Raw genomic sequence first — 20166 nt, forward strand, 5'->3', positions numbered from 1 at the left:
TATAAGACGATAATGTTTTTGTGAGCCGCTGGCCGTGAGGCCTCGGGGTGCAGGTAAGCTAATCGGATGGAGGCCCTAAAGTAGGCCGTAGCGAGTGGAGCGAGTTACGGCAGGGCTGCAAAATGCCGTAACTCGCTCCACTCGCTACGGCCTACGGCCTACGATTTACGGCCTACGGTTTGACCCGAAAATGCAAACCTGTAACACGATCACGACGCGAGTTTCATCCGATCGGCCAGCAATCCCAGGACTTCGGTGGCCTGATCAACCGGGGTGCGATCATCGCCGCCGCGGAGATGAATTTCTGGGTTTTCAGGAGCCTCGTAGGGGTCGCTGATGCCGGTGAAATTCTTGATTTCGCCCGCTCTGGCTTTTTTGTACAGCCCCTTGGGGTCGCGAGCTTCACAGATTTCCAGCGGTGTATCGACAAACACTTCCACAAAATCGCCCTCACGCTGATCGTTGACAATTTTCCGCACCCGGTCCCGATCGCGGCGATACGGGCTGACGAATGCCGTCAAAGTGATCAGCCCCGATGCAGCCATTAATGCCGCGACTGATCCGATCCGGCGAATGTTTTCTTCTCGGTCAGTTTCCCCAAAACCAAGTCCAAAACGCTTCGCAAATTCGTCGCTATGTTCTTCTGCCAAACGTTCGGGCGGGGAACACAGCCCATGACGAATGTTGTCTCCATCCAAAACCGTGGTAGCTCGGCCAGCATCGAAAAGCAGTTGATCGAGTGCGTTGACGATCGTGCTCTTTCCGCAACCGCTTAGCCCGGTAAACCAAACCACAATGCCACGCTGGCCGAGACGTGTTTCACGAGAATCGCGTGAAACGGAGTGGTCGTGCCAGACAATGTTTGATTTAGCCATGGATCGAAGTTTGGGGGTGAAGTTTGAGACGTGGAAACTGGATGGGTGGGAAGCGACCTTGCGTTTTTTCTCGCAAATGCCGTATTCCCGAGGCACATCTTAATCAACTCATTCGATTTTATCTTCCCACGAACGCGCCGCGATGCCAGTCATGGAATTCACAACACGCCGAGCTCGTCCTGGTGGCCAACGTCACGCTTCCGGTTCCCGGTTACTGGTCACATCGGTGCTTTGCTCGCTGGTGTTTGTCGCATCGGTCGGATGCACGTCGTTCTGGAAGCCCAAATCTGAAAATGAAATCAATGACGCCAAACTACTCGAACTAAAAAAAGCTCCACAGACACCCGATCTTGTTCGTGACGCTGCCGTTCCCAATGGTTTGCACCCGATTCAGGTTGACGGCGTCGGTTCAGTCAATCAACTAGCCGGAACCGGTGGTCCAGCCGACCCGTCGCAGTTCCGTGATGAATTGCTGGAAGAGATGAAGCGACACGACATCAAGGATCCCAATCGGTTTTTAGAACTCGATTCCAACGCCTTGGTTCGAGTCCGAGCGTTGATTCCGCCGGGTGCTCGTCGCGGTGACCCGATCGATATCCGAGTCCTTGCACCGGACGAATCAAAAGTGTCTGACCTGGGCGGTGGCTGGCTACTTGATACTCGGCTGCGACGTCAAATTCGTTTGCAGCAACGCATGATGCAGCGAAGCGTTCACTCGGGCGAAGTGCTGGCGATCGCGACCGGTCCCGTCGTCACTCGTGGGTCTCACAATCCGGGCGACGAAATTGCGAACCGAATCGAAGGCAACGTGATCTCCGGCGGACGGGTTCAGGAAGACCGACTGATGTCGTTGGTTCTAAGACCCGAATATCAGCACGTTAAAGTTGCGATTGAAATTTCAAAGGCAATCAACAAACGTTTCTTTTTCTTTGACGGTGCGACTCGCCGAGGCATCGCCAATCCACGCGAAGACGATCTGATCGAATTAGAAATCCACCCCAGATACCGCAACAATGTTTACCGCATGATCGAAGTGGTGCGGGCGATCGGTGTCGAGCCTGAATCATCGAAGACCCAAGGCCGGCTGGCGGGACTGGCGAAGCAGTTGTCATCCCCAGCAACGGCTGCCGACGCGGCGCTACAACTGGAAGGCATTGGTGAAAGTGCCGTTCCCACTTTGTTGGACGCACTGAAATCAGACGACCGCGAAATCCGCTTTTACGCGGCCGAGTCGCTCGCTTACATGGACCGCGAAGAAGCGGTGGACGTGCTGGAAGAATCGGCTCGCGAAGTCGCCGCGTTCCGCGCGCCGGCCTTGATGGCGTTGCAAGAGCTGCCGCATCCGATGGCCGAGCATGCCCTGCGGCGTTTGATCGACAGCCCCAGCATGGAAACTCGCTACGGAGCGTTCTGTTCGCTTCGTCGTCGCAGTGATGCCAAGCGAATGCTCGGCGGAAAATCACTCGGACAATTTTGGTTGTACGAAATCCAATCCAGCGAATCGCCAGCCGTGGTTGTCTCGCTTCGTGAATCACCCGAAATCGTGATCTTCGGATCCGGTGTGTCTTTGCCGCTGGCGAAGTTCCTGCGTGGACCGGCCGGGATCTTGATCAAGGCGGACCCATCGTCGATTGACGAAAACGGCTTGCCCCGACGACTGAAAATCAGTCGTTTTCAAGCGGGTGAAGAAGACAAGCGAGCGACGACCAGCATTGCGATTGATTCCGTCATCGCGGGGCTAGCATCGGTGGGTGCCGGTTACGGTGAAGTGATTGAAGTGCTGCGTCTGGCCAAAGACAGCGATCAATTGCAGGGTCAGCTTGCCGTTGATCCGCTACCGCGATCACTGCGGACTTATTACCGCGATGGTGATGATGACGAAGAGGATGAGTGAACGTCGGCTGGTGAAAAGACGCGGTGTGCGGCGTTGTTCCGGCATCAGAAGCCTTGGCATTGCCGGAACTGCGCCGCGTACCGCGGCTTGTTCCGGCCTACGATTTGGCGGCCAGGATCTCGATTGATTCACCGCTGCAGTATTTCTTTGCGGCGGCGGAAACGGCGGCGACGTCAAGCGACTTCAGGCGATCCAGCATGTCGTCGGTGCTGAAGTATTCGCGATGCGTCAGCCAGCGGCTTCCCAGTCCGAACAATCGGTTGCTCGGGCGTTCGCTTTGCATGATGCATCCGGCGGTTGCTTTGTTGATCGCCTGATCGAGTTCTTCTTTTTGGACGCCGTCCTTGACCACTCGGTCGATCACATCCTCGATCAACTTCGTATTGCTTTTGACGTCGGCCGGGTCGCAAACCAAGTACGTGAACCACGCGCCGGTGTCCATGAATTCTTGCGGCCAGACTGTTGCGACTTCCGCTTTGCCGGTGTCGATCAAATCCCAGAACAACCGGCTGCCACCTTCGTCGCCGACCACGGCGGCAAGGGCCCGTGTGGCAAAGCGGTCATCACAGGCAGCCGATGGTCCGTCCGTCATTCGGATCAGGTAAGCCTGATGAGCGTCGGGAATTTCCAGGTGACGATCAATGCTGATTCCCGCCGGCACAGTCTTGTCGTCATCGGGGTCCGGCGTCGATGGCATCGGGGTCGATGCCCAATCGGCGGACAGCTTTTCGGCTTGCTCGACCAGTCCATCAAAATCAACATTGCCCGACGCGGCCAGCACCATGTTTTCCGGGCGATAACGCCGTTGAAAATAGGCTCGCATTGCTTCGCACTTCATCGTTTCAATCGATTCCGAGGTACCCAGCACACGTCTGCCCAAACCACGCGGGCCAAAGTAAACCTCCAACGCTCGTTCGAACGCGCCAAAGGGCGGCTGGTCTTCGTACTTGGCAATCTCTTCCAGAATCACGTCGCGTTCGGTTTCAAACTCGACTTCCGCCAGCGACGGCCGCATCATGTCGGACAACAAGTCCACAATCCGATCTTGGAACTTGGGCAGAACCGTGGCGTAGTAAACCGTTTGCTCTTCGGACGTATACGCATTCCCTTGACCGCCCAATTCGTCAAGCTCGCGATTGACATCGGCGGCACTTCGATTGGCGGTTCCCTTGAACATCATGTGTTCTAAAAAATGGCTCAATCCGGATTCATGATCGACTTCGTCACGAGCACCCGAGCGGACGAAATAACCGAACGCGGCGGAGTAGCCGCGGTTATCAATCTCCGCTGCAATGCGTAGTCCGTTGGGAAGCGTGGTTTCGCGAAATTCAGGCATCGGAAAGAAGTTTGAAGAGTGAAGTGTGAAGAGGGAAGTTGCGTAGGCCGGAACAAAGCGGAGCGAAGTTCCGGCAATTGCATTGCTGAGTGTTGGATTGCCGGAACTGCGCTAAGCTTGTTCCGGCCTACGTCAACTACGGAAGCTTGACTTGCAATGCCTTCGGTCCCAGCGTGACGATCGTGTAATCGGTTGGCGGGTTTTTGTCCCAGTGATCGCGGATATCGTCCAGCGTGATCGATTCAATGGCGGACTCCAATTCCTCGGTCGTCAACACGCGTCCGACTTGGTACAGATCCGACGCCAACGATGACGCTCGCGATGCACTGGATTCTTGCTCCATGATCAAACCACTTTGGATCCGCACCTTCCAACGATCGAGTTCCGCTTGCTGAAGATCTTCAGTCATACGTGCGATTTCACCGAGCGTAACGTCGAGCGTTTCCTGAGCACGTTCAGGGGTCGTGCCTGCGTACCCGAACACTCCACCCGCTTTTTTGAGCGAATGGCAACTCGCAGACACGGTGTAACAGAGTCCACGTTGCTCGCGAACGCGGTCAAACAATCGACTGCTCATCCCATCGCTCAGGATCCCAATACCGGCTCGCATGCGGAAGTAATCATCATCGCCGTACGGGATACTGGGGAAAGCAAATCCGATGTGAGTTTGACTTGATGGTGATTCGATATGTTCGTAGGTTGCTTTTCGATCGACGGCAGGCAATTCAGTCGCCGGCAGACTCTTCCAATCGCCGAACGCCTCTTTGGCCATCGTGACCACTTGGTCAATCTCGACGCGGCCCGCGACTGAAAAAATTGATTCGCCAGCGTGATAATGATCTGTAAAGTAATCGCGCACGTCGTCAGGCGTGATCGCGGTCAGCCCTGATTCGGTGCCAAAGATCGAACGCCCTAAATTCTCGCCGTAATGCAATTCCCTTAGCCGACGCATGACGCGATGAGTCGGTTCGTCTTGCATGGCACGCAGTTCTTGAATCGACATCAATCGTGCGTCGTCAAGTTGGTCCGATGGCAGGTGCGGACGCCGGACAACGTCAGCATGGATCGCGATGCACTGGGGCAAAGAATCGGCTGGCATCGCGGCGCTGAACGAGGTCATCGACGTGGACACGCCGCTGTTGCGATCGATGCCCAGGTTGTCTTGGACTGCGACCAAGTCACGACTGCTGTAGGAACCGGCACCCCGCTGGACCATTTCGCAAGCCATTCCGGCCAAGCCGCCTTTGGACGGATCTTCGACGCTGACGCCGCCACGTAGCGACAACGCCATTGCCGCAGTTCGTTGCCAAGGCATGGGTTGAACGACCACCGTCATCCCGTTGTCTAGTTTTTCAACGTGGATGGTGGTGGCTTCGATCGCGGAGGTCGGTGAGATATTAGAGGTCATGAATGAATGACTGAAGAAATGATCAAAAGTAGGAGGTGCGTATTCGTTTTTGGATCAAACGCCGATGGAGACGACTTCGACCGTTTTGACGCGGCCGACCAGCGTATGGCTGCTGGCGTCATCAATCGTAATGCTGAGGAAATGGCCGGCTTGGCGACGGTTACCGTCAAACACCACGATACGATCACAATGAGTCCGACCAATCATTTGCACGATGTGATCGCCGTTATCTTCGTCGCTAACGTTGCCGTCACGAACCGCTTTTTTGCTCGGACCTTCAACCAGGACTTCGACCGTTTTACCGACGAATTTCAAGTTGTCTTCTTTGGCGACTTCGTCTTGAACGGCCAGCAATTCGTTGTTGCGTCGGGCTTTGACTTCGATCGGAATGTCATCCTCCAAACGCTCGAAGGCTTTCGTTCCCGCGCGGACGCTGTATTGAAAGATGAAACTGTTCTTGAAACGACAGCGGCGGGTTAGCTCCATCGTCTGTTTGAAATCTTCTTCGGTCTCGCCGCAGAAACCGACGATGAAATCGCTGCTGATCGCTGCGTCAGGCAAGATCCGTTCGATCCGTTCCATCATCGCCATGTAATCGGCGACGGTGTAGCCGCGTTTCATTCGCTTCAGCACTTCATCGCTGCCGCTTTGCGCCGGCACGTGCAAGTATTTCGACACCTTGGGCAAATCACGAATCGTTTCCAAGAGCCGTTCGGTCATGTCTTTGGGGTAGTTGGTCACAAACTTGATTCGTTTGATTCCATCGATTTCATGCAACTGTTCCAGCAGAGCCGCCATGTCGGTGACACTGCCGTCGTCGTGTTTGTATTTATAGCTATTGACGGTTTGCCCCAGCAGCGTGATTTCCAAGCATCCTTGATCGGCCAGGATGTTGGCTTCGGCCAGAATGTCGTCAGGCGATCTGCCTTGTTCGGGACCGCGCGTGTTGGGCACAACGCAGTAGGTGCAAAACTTATCGCAGCCGATTTGGATTCGTAGGTAAGCCTGGAACGGCGTCGGCCGCATCGTTGGATCGCGAAGTGGGTCAAAGGTTTCGTGGCTGCGCGCGATCGACGCTTGCGAGCCGCCTTTTCGCGAAAGCGACACCGCCATCTGTCGGCCTTCGCCACCGCGAACCTTGTCCAACAACTTCGGAATGTTGTGCAGTTGCCCTGGGCCGACGACAAGATCAACGTAGGGGGCTCGTTTGAAAATGATCTCTTGATCCTTCTGAGCCATGCAGCCCATCACGCCAATGATCTTGGACTCGTTTTCAAGCTTCTGTGTCTTCACTTTGCCCAGCGCGCTGTAGACCTTTTCCTCGGCCTTTTCGCGAACGCTGCAGGTGTTGTACAGAACGCAATCGGCTTCCATCGCATTGTCGACGACGGTGTAGCCGTGGCGTTTTAGGTCGGCGATCACCATCTCGCTGTCCAAGACGTTCATCTGGCAACCGACGGTCTGGATGTAGACGCGTTTATTCATGAGTGGATCGGACTATTGGGGAGGCGTTTTGTTCTTGGGAGCACGTTTCTTGTCGGCCGCGTCGCTTGATGGCTGCTTGAAGTCACTTTGGTTCTTACTGACATAGCGGCGCAGCAATGCGGTCAACGAAATTCGCCGCTGAGACATCGAGCCGATCAGCAAAAAGAACGCGATCAGCGCACCGGCCAACCACAATAGCGTGGTTGGTGAAAAGAGAGCATCGGTAAGCATCGCCAAAGGATACCCGCCCGAAGCCGGTTTCGGGAAGAGTCGCGCCAAAAGAGCCCCGCCGGAATTACGTGACGCTCCGTGAATTGACGTAGGCGTAGGCCGGAACAAGCCGCTTCGGCGCAGTTCCGGCAGACATCGCCGGCGCGGATTGCCGGAACTGCGTCGAAGACTCCTTGTTCCGGCCTACGCCCGCTTTAGCTATTCGAATCGTAGCCTTCAGAGCTTTCGCTGTCGGAAACAGCGCTGCTGGAGCTAGAACTGTCGGCTTCGGCTCGCTCGCGGGCAACTTGAATGACGCGGCTGGCCACCATCTGAGCGGTTCGCATTTCGGCGGGACTAAACCACGCAACGTTGCCGGTGTATTTGCTTTCAACGCGATTTTTGGCGGCCAATTTTTGCCAAGACATACCATCCATCAAGTGCCACGCGACCGCCTGTGCCGCGTTTTGTGAGACTTGGTTGTAGCCGAGTGATTCGCACAGGACGCGGACATCTGCTTTGTCGGTGAACTCTTCAATCGGAACAATTTTGTAGGGCATTTTCGGATTGGGATCTTTCTTACCGTGTTCCAGGCAGACTGTTTTGACGGCGAATTTCATGGTCTTTTCAGGAGCAACTCGCATCATTCCGCCGCCCATGCCGCCCATTCCACCGCCGCCCATACCGCCGCCGCCCATGCCACCCATTCCGCCGCCACCGGCTTGACCACCGCCACCCATTCCGCCGCCGCCCATGCCGCCGCCACCCATTCCACCACCGCCCATGCCGCCACCCATCATTCCTTGTGCAAGCACGGGAACGCTGGCGAATGCATCGGGCAATTGCAGATGGACAGGTTGTTCGGTCAGGTTCTTAATGATGATGTTTGCCTTGGTCGCATCCTGGGGGATGATTTTGACATCCACCTGACCGGCATCCATGGCTGCGAACATTTCCAGCGTCAATGCGTCTTCCTGTGGCCGCTTGTCAGCCATGGCCGATGACGTCATCGAAGCAACAGCAATTGCGACGGCAGCCAAACTTAGAAGAAGACGGCTTGGGTTCAGACTTAGCGAGATGGGGGTTTTCACGACAGATTTCCTAAGGGAATGGTCCGGACAAGCGATCGAGTGATCGACATTTCTAAGTGGAAGAGGCGATCTCGCGCGTCAGCCCAATGCTTTGAAGTTTACTGAACAAAACATCCCCAGGCGGGCCATCGGTGCGTGATTCCACTCGCACCCTGATTGTACTCGCGATGAAAACCGATCGCAGCCACCAGATCCGAAAATTGCACCAAATTGCATTTCAGCCACCGGAATCCGGCAAAACCCCGAAATCCGGCACGATTCAGATGCCATCACGCAGGCCGAATGGAGTTCCGTGACACACGGCATTTGCCGGGTTCGCCGTGTGTCGCGGAACTCCGCACGGCCTACTTTCTTGGTCTTAGGCGAAAGGAAACTGCCAGAGACAGGCTGATCAAATTAAGCGCTGAAATTTAGTCCACCGCTGACCGCCGGAGATGAACCGGACGACATCGGTGCAGCAGCGCCGGTCGATCCACCTGCTTTGGCGGAAATCTCCTGAGCGACAACCGATCGCCAGGTTTCCGTTTCGGCTTCCAGCACGATTCGCATCTCATCGATCGCACCAAAATCGCTGTTCTGTTCCGCCAACACCAAATGCTGCAACAAGAACACGTACAAGTCGGCCACTTGCAGGCACAGCTTATTTTCAGCATCGTTGCTGCCACCGGCGATACCGGAAAGCAGTTCGCTGATCAGTTCCATCAACTGCAGCGACTGCTCGTTTGCACCCTGGGCTTCGCCTGATCGCCATGTCGCCGAAAGCATCCGAGCGACTTCGACGGATCGCTCCAGCAACATCAAACGCATCTTTGCCGGCGACGCCGTGCGGATGCTGGCATCCAGATATTGTTGGCTGCCGTTGTCAGATCCTTGCGGACGAAAATTGCTGGGGTTGTCGTTCATGTTCATCCTTGAATCAGTACGAAACGAAAAGGTTGTCTACAAAGAGATGCGTTGAATTTGCTCGATCGCAGACGAATTGCTCTGAATCTTTGAAATCGCTTCTTCCGTTTGGAAGAAACTGATTAGCAATCGCTCTCTTTGATCTTCCAATCGAGAGTTCAGCGTTTCAATGCGGTCGTTGTTGCGTTCGACTTGCGTGGTCAGCGTTTGACGACGGTTCAGCAGCAATCCCGAATCAACGCCGGCGATCGATTCGGCCAAGCTGTCCAGTCGATCGGCAAGCCCGTTGTCTTGGGTGGTGAAGAAAGACTCGACGTCTTCTCGACTATCTTCGACGGCGCTGGCCAACCTGCTTGAATCAAGGTCAAGCTTTCCTTCGTCATTGAACCGCATGCCGACTTGGCCAATGGTTTTGATGTTGCCAGCACCCGAGATGGCACCGGACAACAAACGCGAATAGCCGCTACGAATTCGCTGGGCTTCGCTCGACCCAAACAGCAATCCGACTTCGTTGCTATCAGCATTAAAGAAGGTCAACGATTCCAGCTTGTCGACCAGGTTGTTGTACTGATCAACAAATGTCTTGGCCGCCGCGGTGATCTTGCTGGAATCTTCGGTAACGGTGACCGAGATCGTTTCGCTGGACAACTCTTTCAGCGTAAACGTCAGCCCCGTCGCATCGTCTTCTTCATTGCTTTGACCAGTGCCATTTAAAGCCTGAACGGTTTCGCCCGCGATCGTTTCGTCGTCTGCTTCGCCAGCGATCCCAAGACTGCTGGCGGCGATGCCGTTGCCGACATCCGTAATCGTTAGCTTTTCGCTTCCACCGGCGGTGTCCACGATTGAAATGCCAGTTCCGTCTTCGTTGACCGACGCTTCGATGCCAATCCCTAAATCATTGAATGCTTGAACTAATTCGCCAACCGTTTCGATGCCTTGCACCGTAACATTGATCGCGCTGACGGTTCCCGCTGAATCGGTGACCAGAAAACTGCCGCTGGCGGCACCGCTGGCAAAGTCGCTCAGCTTAGTCGATGAGGTCACGGTCGCCGTGGAAGCTTCGGAATCGTTTAAGTCGAAAACACCATCGGAAGACGAAAGCAATCGTTCGCTTCCACCATCAGTCGATACGGCAATCTTTGCATCTTGAGCTTGAGCGGTCGTGTCGATTTGAAGATCAAAACCATTGACCAGCAAACCAAACCGGCCCGCCGCGCCGCCTTTGTTGCTGCGAACTCGCAGTCCGTAGGAACCGTCGTTGTTCAATTCTACTGCGGCGGTAGCGTAGTTTTCCGACGCGTTCAGTTTTTCGACGATCGACGCCAACGAATCCGTCGCTTCGATCTGGATCACATCCGCCTGCGTTCCCGCTAGCGCGGAAACGGTCGCTCCGTTGATGGTCTGATCAGTCGCTTCGCCGGCGATTCCAAGATCGCTGGCGGTGGTTCCGTTTCCGCTGTCGCTGACCTTTAGCGTATCCGTCCCGCCAGCGTTATCGACCAGCGTAATTCCGTCGCCACTTTCGCTGAGCGATGCAGTAACATCGATTCCAAGGCCGTTGATTTTGTCAATCAAACCGCCCACCGATGTGATACCGTCAGCGGCAATGTTGATTGCCGCAACACCACCGTCGCTGTCGGTGATCGTGAAGCTGCCGTCATCAACGCCTATTCCGCCGCGTAGTGAACTTAGCAGTGTGTCGCGGTTGACGGTCTGTTTGTTTAAGTTTGTTCCAACGACAATGTCGTTTTCAGTGTTGGCGGCAACGCCCAATGAATCCGCGGTATCATCGGCTGACGAGATCACAAAGTTGCCGGTCCCGCCGGAAACGTCTCGCAAGCGAAGCCCCGTTCCTGAATCATTCAGGCGGGCAATGATATCCAGCCCCGATTGATTGATCGCGTCAATGATCTCGGCTGTATTCGTTGCCGATGAAAGATCAATCGCAGCGGAGCTTCCATCAGCGGTCGTCACATCAAGCGTCGTCAAACCGGTCAGCCCCGACCCGCCGGAAAGCTTTTCGATCGAAGTTCCACGCAGCACTTCGGCTTCGAATTCGGCAGTGATCGTATCGCCGCTGGAAGTCGATCCGACCAACCCAAGGTCACTGGCAGCTTTAGAATCGGTCGCATCGGAAATTGAGAACGCTTCGGTGCCGGTTGTCAGGTCAACAACCTCGATTCCCTTGGATGTAAACGATGCAGAGATCTTTGCTGGATCGACGGCATTGAGTGCGTCCACGACATCTTGGATCGTGGGCTGCTCTGCACCGCCAAAGTCACCGAAATCAACATCCAACGAACTGCCGTCGGACAACTTAATCGACAAGTCGTTTCCGTCGTCTAACCGGACGCCCTTGCCCTGTCGCAATTGGCTAAGGTCGGTGTCGGCATCCACGTTAAACGTCAGATTGAATCCGGTCGCGGTATCGGCGGCGACGTCGATGCCCCACAAACCTAAATCAGCCGCGGTTTCGTCGTTGCCAAGTTGTTCCACGACCAGGTTGGAACTGGTGCTGCCGGTTTGATCGGTCAATTGCAGCTTGCCGCCGACTGTGGTGGCGGCGACGTCGATGTCGGCATCGTTGATCGCCGTGATGACGTCGTCGATCGTTTGAGCGGAACTTAGGTCAATGTCGGCCGAGCTACCACTGCGATCAGTGATTCGGATTTTCCCTGCATCCACTCCGCGACCGTTGTTCAAAGAACTCAACGAAGCCGATTGGTCCAGGAATCCATCCGGCGTGATCTTGATCGTGCCAGTCAGGCCTAATGCTTCCGAATCAGAATCGAACTGCGCTCGGGAACGGACAGTGTGAGTCGCAGCGGTTTGAATGGTTCGCACATCGTGCGTCGCCGCGGTCGCCTTGCTGCCAGCGAGAACGGACAAAGCGTCGGAGTCCGACGAGGCTGCTGATTTCGACCGAAACGTGGACAGGTTGGAAAGCTGAGCACCTGAAAACTGCACGCCGATAACCGATGCGGTCAATTCGTCGATCGAACGTTGTTCCGCTTGCAGCGTCTGGGTACGCGACAGCAACCGATCACGTGGTTGGGCGTTGATGGCCATCAATTGATCGACGGTACCGGCAATATCGGTTCCCGTGATCAAGCCGATCGATGACTGAATTCGCCCCATAAGACTTTCTATCGTTGCATTGTTGTTTCGAGACGCACTGATTGACTTATCGTCCAGCCAGAGCGGTTAGGTCCACAAAAAGGCTAGCACGCGTCTGATCACCGGCCCGAAATTAACGGCAAGGTCAGATTTGATAGCCGGGTCCAGTGTGAAACTGGCGCGATTGATCCGAATGTGCTCGTTCTAACGGCCATGATGGAACTGCGAATTGGTTGAGGGCGAAGTGTCGATTCATCCTGACAGAGGCAATGGCAAAATCGTTTAGCCACGTGCGCATCGCCCCGCGCGGCTCGACCGCACGCTGGGTGCCGTGCGACGCGCGGCGCGATGCCCACGCGATTAAACAAGTAAGAAAGAGAACCAAATTCGATGTGCGGCGTTTTAGCAATCGTGACACCCGGCCAGAAAATGTCGGCGGATCTGTTGAAGGTTGCTCGTCGCATGAATTCCGTGATGGAACGTCGCGGTCCCGATGGACATGGAATCCTGGCACGCAACGACGTTCTACTTGGGCATCGACGATTGGCGATCCGCGGCGGCTCGGCGGGCCGACAGCCGATGGCGACGCCGGATGGTCGCTACGCGATTTCCTACAACGGCGAACTCTACAACGATGACGAACTGCGTCGCACCCTGACTGCGGATCACGGTGTTACCTTCGAAACCCGCTGCGATACCGAAACCTTGCTGCACGCCTTTCGCGTTTGGGGCAAGCAATGCGTCGATCACCTGCGAGGAATGTTCGCGTTGGTTGCAGTCGATTTTCACAGCGGCGAGGTCCTGATCGCACGAGACCGATGCGGCGTGAAACCTCTGTTTTACACGCACATTGGCACGACTTTGCTGGTGGCTAGTTCGATCGCGGCGTTGCTTGAGCATCCCGATGTGCCGCGCCGTCCCAACTACAAAGCCATCAGCCACTACCTGTCATCGTTTCGCCTGACGCTTGGCCGCGAAACGATGTACGAGGGGATCTATCAGCTCGAATCGGCTCAGCGGATGACGGTCAATTCCCGCGGCACGCAAATCGAAACCTATTGGGAATTGCCGGTCGAAGATCAAACCATCAACTTTGCCGAAGCCGTCGCTTCGCTTGAAACCGGCTTGGATGATGCGGTCAAGCGACGGCAAGTCAGCGATCGCCCCGTTGGCATGTTGTTGTCCGGCGGAATCGATTCAGCATCAATCGCATCAGTGATGTCACAATCCGGCGGCAGCTTTTTCGCTTGCGGCGCGGGCCAAGAAGTTGAAACGGCATCGCAAACCGCCGAAACGGTTGGCTGTGAATTCGAATCGGTGCGGTCTAGCGAGGAAGACTACGACCAGGCCTGGAGCGAATTGCTACGAGCGTCACGTTTGCCCGCGTCGACGCCCAGCGACCCGGTCATTCTGTTAATCGCCAAACAGTTGAAACAAAAAGTGGACGTCGCGTTGGGTGGCGAAGGAGCCGACGAGATGCTCTGTGGCTACGCGGCGCAGCATTGGACGGGCGAAGATTTTGTGCGTCACGCCATGATGGGCTCATCAGGAACAACACCGTTTCGTTTAAAACTCGCCCAACGATATGGCCGCGATTCTTTTCGATCACCAGTAGACTTATTCATTGCAGGAAATTCGTTTCTGCAACGAGAGCTCAAACCGCATGTCTTCAAACCAGAGGTCTGGGACGCGGCCGAGCATGACGAACCCATCGATGCAACGTACGAAGCAGCCGCCGGAACGCACGAAGATGAATCGGCCAGTCGCAAGATCTATCGGTTGATCCATCGCGTCAATCTGGAAGGCCAACTCAGCCGCCTGGATACCGCAACGATGCAAGCGTCGTTGGAAGGCCGTGTGCCATTCACCGACCATGTCTTGTGTGAGCAGATGGCTGAAGTGTCATTCCAAAATCACATCCGAATCTACGACGGTTGCGACCCGGACCAAACCAGCAACGAACTTGCCGACAGTCAATCGTTGCACACCAAACGTTTGCTCCGTGAAGTTGCCGGCCAGCGGTTACCCGAAGCCATCATCAATCGCCCCAAGCAGAGTTTTCCAACGCCTGTTTTCCAGTGGTTGAGCGGACCATGGACCAATCGCGTCAAGCAAACACTCGCGACCAGTCCATTCTTATCTGAACTGATCCACCCAGAACTGCTGCCGCAATTGGTGGAGTCACCGGAAACTGCAGGTCTATTGTTGTGGCCACTGATGAACCTGGCCCACTGGGGCGACCAAGAGTTCGCTGCGTAAAGACGGCTTCAAAACGGAAGTGATGTAATCGGTTGCGGCTGACAAACGAGTAAACTCAGCGGGTACAATTTTCCATTGGTTATTTGTCAATCGTCATTTGTCAATGAAAAGACGTAGGCCGTGTGGAAATGGGCAACAAACGGCGGGATCAGCTGCGACTTAGACTCAGTCCCAGCAAATTTTGCACGCGTCAAAGATCGGGCCTTCGACACAGGTTCGTTTGTAATCCCATTGGCCGTCGTCTTGGTTGACCTTGGCCACGCATGAAAAACAGATTCCGATGCCGCACGCCATCGGCGTTTCCATCGATACTTGGCAATCGACATTGAGTTCGACACAAAGCTCAGCAACTTTTTGCATCATGATTTCTGGACCGCAGGTCACGACGCGAATCCCAGATCGATCATCAATCTGACTTAGCTGCTGCTTCAAGACGTCGGGCACAAGTGCCTGCTGTCCGATCGATCCGTCGTCGGTGCAAAGGGTCACGCCGAATCCCGCGGCTCGGAAATCATCGACGCCCGCCAACAGGTTGCTGCTGCGAGCACCGTAGATCAATTCCACTTCATCGGCCCAGCCTGACGGCCGGTCACCCGAGCCAAACGATTGAGTTCCCAACGCTTCGCGGCCCAGCAACAGCATCGGCGTTTGACCGATTCCGCCAACGGCCATGAACAGTTTCTTGCAAGGCCGACCGTTGAACCCGTTGCCCAGCGGTCCCCAAACACTGATCGGAGTTCCAACGGGGCTGCCAGAAAGCGGTGTCGTTAAAGCGCCCTTTCGCAGGTAGACCAGATCGATCCAAGTCGGCTTGCCCTGGTCGTCCGCGATGACGTCGTAGACCGCCAGTGCTCGGCCGATCAGCGGCGCGTTGACGCCGTCCATGCGGATCATCACGAACTGACCTGGCGTCACCTTGGCTGCGATTTCAGGAACCTCAATTCGCAGTCGAAACGTTTTTTCAGCAATCGGCTCGTTCAGTACCGCTGGTGCAGAGACCTGCGAGATCGAATCGGCGTAGTAGTTGGCGTGGACTTGCGACATGTTGGAAGTTTGAAGAGTGACGGGTGAAGTTTGAAAGTAGCCCGTAGCTACACCGGCCAGAACATGGAAGAGAAAAACTATCGTCGGCGTTTTTTGTTGCCAGTCGGTTTACCGCTGCCTTTCCCAAAATTACGTGCAGTCTTCTTGCCCGATGTTTTGGTCTTCTTAACGCTCGCCTTGCTCTTCTTCTTTGGCTTGGACGGTTGTGTGGCATCGCCGCCAATCACGGCACCGACTTTCTTGCCACCGCCACGTTTGTCGATCTCACTCGGCGGCAGGAACGACACGGGATCGGCCCGAGGTGACGTTCGCGTTCGCTTGGTTGTTTTCCGCGGCGTCGCTTTCTTTGCAGTGGTCTTACCAGTCTTAGCAGTGTTAGCAGCCTTACCGGGGCGGCTTTTGTTGGCAGACGGTTTACGACCGCCGGTCTTACTGGCGGACGGTTTCTTGAACTTCGATTTTTTGGCTGGACGCGAAGATTCGGCTGCCGCCAATTTCTCGGCCGCTTCCACCGCCTCCCAAAGCTTTTCAACTTCTTGACGCAGCAACGGTCGGTACGCGCCGGCTGGAACATCACCCAAACGCAACGGGCCCACTGCGATCCGACGCAGTTGTTGAACCTTGTGACCAAGCCTCGCCAGGATGCGGCGGATTTCTCGGTTCTTACCTTCCTTTAGCGTGATCTCCATCTCGGTCGCCTTGCCCTTGGCGTTGATCAGCTTGGCACCTTCGACTTTGACAAAACCTTCCGAGATATAGATGCCTTCCCGCATCTTCTTCATCGTCTCGTTGGTCACCCGACCGGCCACGATGACGCGATAGATCTTTCGCACGCCGTACTTGGGGTGAGTCAATCGCTGGGCGAGTTCGCCATCGTTGGTCAGCAGGATCAAACCTTCGCTGCTTCGATCGAGCCGCCCGACCGGGAACACTCGTTCGCTAGGCGGCACCAAATCGACCACTCGCGGTCGGCCTTGCGGATCACGATTGGTCGTCACCACGCCCGTCGGTTTGTGGACGGCGAAGTAGACCAGTTTTTGTTTCTTCAGCAGTTGCCCATCGACCATCACTTTTTGGACGTCGGGATCCACCGTGGTGCCCATCTTGGTGACCACATCTTTATCGACGTGGACACGGCCGGTTTCGATCAATTCTTCGCATTGACGGCGAGACCCAAAGCCGGCGCTGGCAAGCAATCGCTGCAGCCGAATTGGCCCCGAGGTGACAGCATTTGCGGAAGCGGGACGAGATTTACGTTTGCGGGCCATGCGAGTGCCAAGGGAATGAAACAGGGGAATTCCCGTTCAAACTAGCATGACAAGAGGGTTTTCTACACCCTGGCATTAGGCTGATGAAAATGTGCTTGGGAACTCAGGCGACGTTCCTGACAAGATTGCAAATTGCAAAATGAACATTGCAAATTGCGAATTCACTCACACTGTTCTCGACGAAAAACCTGCAATTTGCATTGTTCAACTTGCAATTTGCAATCAATCTCTCGCAATCCTCGCTTCCTAGCGACCAAACCCGAAGGTCGAATCGCGATGGATTCGGTTTCGCACGGCTTCCGGCAACGGCTGTTGGTAATCCGGCGGACGCGAGGCGGCTTCGTAGGGGCCGATGTCGTTTTGCGGGAAAGGATCGTTGACGATCGCTTGGCTTTGCTGCTGTAACATCGGGCCGGGCGCTGGCAACCAACCGCCCTGGCGACATCCAGAACAGAGTGAAACCGATGCGATTGCCAGACAGAGCATGGCTGCCGTCAGAGATCTTGCAGGCAGAGCTTTTGCAGCCAAAAAATTGGCAATCATTTTGGAAACGGAGCGATCGCGGCGCATGACCGATGACCTTCATTGGATGGGGGGAGGAATCGCCAGGATAAAGGCTTCTTCGTCCACATCGATAGATCTATCTGAAAGATCCGAGTGGCCAAATAAACGATTTCTAATCCCTAGCTATGGAAAGGTTTCGTTTCACGCGGCACCCCAGCGATAGCAAACCCGTCCAACGTTCCCGCAAACCGCACCAATCGTGTGCGGTCATGCCGAAACTAACGAACAACTACGGCAACATCGACGCCATCACGGCGGATTCGGCTTGGGCGCTGATGACGCATTTGCCCATCGCCGCGGGCAACATCACGGTTGATCCCGCAGTCAAAGTCAACGAATCCGAATCGGTCCGCAAAATTGCTTGACCCGTTGGAACGGTAATGATGTGAAACTTGCCATCGCCACCAATTTCAGCTTCGCCCGATCGCAAAATCCGCAAGACAAACTTGTCACACTGGACCATCGATTGCCAACCTGTCGCCAACGGATCGGATGTGATCGGTGCCACCGGACCTGATTCGTAGTCCGTCACATCCAAGCTGGGTTCGATGTGCAGCGGCCGAGCGTTCCCGTCCGCACCGACTCGATTCCAATCGAACAATCGAAACGTCGTATTGCTTGATTGCTGAATCTCTGCCACCAACAATCCTGCCCCCAACGCGTGAACGGTTCCTGCTGGAATGAAAACCAAGTCACCCGGATCGGGATGAAAAGAATGCAGCACCTGTTCGGTTTGCCCCGAATCAATTGCTTCGCGCAACGCCACCCGATCGATGCCTGATTTCAATCCAGCGTAGATCAACGAATCCGGTTTCGAGTCGACGATGTACCAAGCTTCGGTCTTGCCCAAATCAGGCGGGCTCATCGCCAAACCGTAGGTATCGTCGGGATGAACCTGGACGGATAAGACTCGATTGCAGTCCAAGTATTTCAGTAGCAACGGGAATGCAGTCTCGCTGTTGGCAGCCGTTCCCAAGATCCATGCGGCATCGTCGGCGATCAGTGCCGATAACGTTTTGCCTTTTAAGTCACCATCGGCTACCACGCTTTGATCGTCGCCGTGATCGACGACTTCCCAACTTTCAGCGTAGTTGGAATCCGATCCAATCGGTTTGCCAAGCCTTTCGCCAAGCAGACGACCGCCCCAAATGGTTTGCTTCAAAACAGGTTCAAATTGCAAAGGATAAGGTTGCATGGAATTGATCTGGGGTTGTCGGTTTGTGTTCTAAAAGCAATTTCAGGACGAATGTATGCCGAATCGCACAACCAAAAATGACTTGGAAAGCGTCTGAGTCGTCCCGAAGCGAAAATCCTGTCGGCTGCTACAATGGGCCTCGGAACCCACGTATTGAACTCACGTATCACCAACGTGAATCTAGCCAAAATGCCGGAAAGAGAAACCACAGGTGGATCGAAACGCACGACCAAAAATTTCGCAGCCAAAGGACGACTTGTTCGAGAATTCCTCGATGACGTTTGGGGAGCACCTGGAAGAACTGCGGAGCTGCTTGGTCAAAGCAGTCCTCTGGCTGGCCGGCGGTTTGTTGATCGGCCTCTTCTTCGCCGACAGTGTGATTCTGTTCATCCAACAACCGCTCGAATCGGCGATGGCGAAATTTCAAGCCAACCGAGCACTGTTCAAGCTTGGCTACGATTACGAAAGCGACGAGGTCAAGCCGATTCGCGATTTCTTAATGGAGCATTCGCTTGCCGCAGAGGTGATTTACACAATTCCCGACGAATACCAGTCGCTCACTGCAAGTTCGATCAGCGTACCAAAATTAAAGCCGGACCTGGACGACGCGACATCGACACCCGAAGCGGACGCGATCGTTGATTCGAGCGATCTTGCGAAATTGTTAACCTCCTTGCCATCGCCTGATTTGCTACAGCCCAAAGTTCAGTTTCGTGAATCAAACACCGGCTTAAGCACGCTCAAAATTGAAGAGTCGTTCATGGTGTGGGTCAAAGCAGGCTTAATTGTGGGGGCCGTGTTTTCTTCGCCTATGGTTTTCTATCACTTGTGGTCGTTCATTGCCGCTGGGTTACATTCGCACGAACGACGTTATGTTTACATCTATTTACCCGTGAGCGTCGTACTGTTTATCACCGGTGTCGTGTTAGCATTCTTTCTTGTACTGCACTTTGTGATCGCGTTTCTGCTAGAGTTCAACGGCAGTATGGAGGTCGCGGTCGATCTCAGGCTAATGAACTACGTCAACTTTGTCTTGCTGTTGCCGCTGGGGTTTGGCATCGCGTTTCAGTTGCCAATTGTGATGCTGTTCCTGCAACGAATCGGACTGTTTGAAACTCAGGCCTACATCGACAGTTGGAAGATTGCGATTCTGGTGATCTTCGTGATCGCAATGATCGTCACGCCCGCGGACGTGACCAGCATGGTGGCGCTCGCGATCCCGCTGGTGTTCCTATACATGCTGGGAATCGTCATGTGCCTGTTCATCCCGCGAGGCCGCGGGCTGGGCAGCGACGCCTACGACCCAGTGTCGTGACGGTTTCCTAAACCGTTTAACCGCGTGGGCATCGCCCCGCGCGTTTCGTTGTGGGTGAACGCGCGGGGCGATGCCCAACGCGGCTAAACGAAGATCACAACGCTGGTGAATAGTCCCGGCGGGACGGAAGCTCTCTGCCGGGGATGTAAATCCCCGGATGGCAGCGTTATCTCTCACCAATTCTCTGGCTCGGTTTCGCGGC

General features: G+C 55.0%; 15 protein-coding genes. 3 read left to right on the top strand and 12 right to left on the bottom strand.

Going from position 1 to position 20166, the window contains the following annotated elements; genetic code table 11:
• Window positions 1-209: 209 nt before the first annotated feature.
• The gene (gene cysC / locus RC85_RS19765; RefSeq protein WP_068265995.1) at window positions 210-875 is read right to left on the bottom strand and encodes an adenylyl-sulfate kinase; all 666 of its coding nucleotides are present in this window, start codon (window positions 873-875) and stop codon (window positions 210-212) included.
• A gap of 151 nt (window positions 876-1026) precedes the next feature.
• Between cysC and RC85_RS19770 the strand changes: the two genes are divergently transcribed.
• On the top strand, window positions 1027-2769 hold the full coding sequence (locus tag RC85_RS19770) for a flagellar basal body P-ring protein FlgI (RefSeq protein WP_084422865.1): 1743 nt from the start codon (window positions 1027-1029) through the stop codon (window positions 2767-2769).
• 97 nt (window positions 2770-2866) lie between these two features.
• Here the strand turns inward: RC85_RS19770 and RC85_RS19775 are convergent, their stop codons facing one another.
• The 7 genes from RC85_RS19775 to fliD all read right to left on the bottom strand — a co-directional run bounded on the left by RC85_RS19775 (window position 2867) and on the right by fliD (window position 12340).
• Window positions 2867-4105 (bottom strand): M16 family metallopeptidase, encoded by a 1239-nt coding sequence (locus RC85_RS19775; RefSeq protein WP_068265999.1) that lies wholly within the window; start codon window positions 4103-4105, stop codon window positions 2867-2869.
• 136 nt (window positions 4106-4241) lie between these two features.
• Window positions 4242-5513 carry a M16 family metallopeptidase gene (locus RC85_RS19780; protein ID WP_068266002.1) on the bottom strand — a complete coding sequence of 424 codons (1272 nt, stop codon included), beginning with the start codon at window positions 5511-5513 and terminating at the stop codon, window positions 4242-4244.
• Window positions 5514-5567: 54 nt separating this feature from the next.
• Complete coding sequence (gene miaB, locus RC85_RS19785; protein ID WP_068266003.1) at window positions 5568-6998, bottom strand: tRNA (N6-isopentenyl adenosine(37)-C2)-methylthiotransferase MiaB; 1431 nt, start codon at window positions 6996-6998, stop codon at window positions 5568-5570.
• A gap of 12 nt (window positions 6999-7010) precedes the next feature.
• Window positions 7011-7229, bottom strand: a complete 219-nt coding sequence (locus RC85_RS19790; RefSeq protein WP_149752702.1) for a hypothetical protein — start codon at window positions 7227-7229, stop codon at window positions 7011-7013.
• 194 nt (window positions 7230-7423) lie between these two features.
• Window positions 7424-8299, bottom strand: a complete 876-nt coding sequence (locus RC85_RS28295; RefSeq protein ID WP_235033241.1) for a hypothetical protein — start codon at window positions 8297-8299, stop codon at window positions 7424-7426.
• Between the two features lie 396 nt (window positions 8300-8695).
• On the bottom strand, window positions 8696-9202 hold the full coding sequence (locus RC85_RS19800) for a flagellar export chaperone FliS (RefSeq protein WP_068266021.1): 507 nt from the start codon (window positions 9200-9202) through the stop codon (window positions 8696-8698).
• A 36-nt stretch (window positions 9203-9238) separates the two neighbouring features.
• On the bottom strand, window positions 9239-12340 hold the full coding sequence (fliD, locus tag RC85_RS19805) for a flagellar filament capping protein FliD (RefSeq protein WP_068266005.1): 3102 nt from the start codon (window positions 12338-12340) through the stop codon (window positions 9239-9241).
• Between the two features lie 369 nt (window positions 12341-12709).
• On the opposite strand from fliD, the gene asnB reads away from it, so the two are divergent.
• Window positions 12710-14578: an asparagine synthase (glutamine-hydrolyzing) gene (gene asnB, locus RC85_RS19810; RefSeq protein WP_068266007.1), complete on the top strand. Its 1869-nt coding sequence runs from the start codon at window positions 12710-12712 to the stop codon at window positions 14576-14578.
• Between the two features lie 165 nt (window positions 14579-14743).
• On the opposite strand, the gene RC85_RS19815 is transcribed toward asnB, so the two are convergent.
• The 4 genes from RC85_RS19815 to RC85_RS19830 form a co-directional block, all read right to left on the bottom strand.
• Window positions 14744-15622 (bottom strand): dihydroorotate dehydrogenase electron transfer subunit, encoded by an 879-nt coding sequence (locus RC85_RS19815; RefSeq protein WP_068266009.1) that lies wholly within the window; start codon window positions 15620-15622, stop codon window positions 14744-14746.
• A gap of 77 nt (window positions 15623-15699) precedes the next feature.
• Window positions 15700-16890, bottom strand: a complete 1191-nt coding sequence (locus tag RC85_RS19820; RefSeq protein ID WP_068266011.1) for a pseudouridine synthase — start codon at window positions 16888-16890, stop codon at window positions 15700-15702.
• Between the two features lie 246 nt (window positions 16891-17136).
• Window positions 17137-17433, bottom strand: a complete 297-nt coding sequence (locus RC85_RS19825) for a membrane or secreted protein (RefSeq protein ID WP_235033242.1) — start codon at window positions 17431-17433, stop codon at window positions 17137-17139.
• Between the two features lie 250 nt (window positions 17434-17683).
• Window positions 17684-18649 carry a type I phosphomannose isomerase catalytic subunit gene (locus RC85_RS19830; protein WP_068266012.1) on the bottom strand — a complete coding sequence of 322 codons (966 nt, stop codon included), beginning with the start codon at window positions 18647-18649 and terminating at the stop codon, window positions 17684-17686.
• A 274-nt stretch (window positions 18650-18923) separates the two neighbouring features.
• Here RC85_RS19830 and tatC point away from each other — a divergent pair, with 274 nt between their 5' ends.
• Window positions 18924-19964 (top strand): twin-arginine translocase subunit TatC, encoded by a 1041-nt coding sequence (gene tatC / locus RC85_RS19835; RefSeq protein WP_068266027.1) that lies wholly within the window; start codon window positions 18924-18926, stop codon window positions 19962-19964.
• Window positions 19965-20166: the final 202 nt, after the last annotated feature.

The sequence above is a fragment of the Rubripirellula obstinata genome (genome assembly GCF_001642955.1).
Lineage (GTDB): Bacteria > Planctomycetota > Planctomycetia > Pirellulales > Pirellulaceae > Rubripirellula > Rubripirellula obstinata.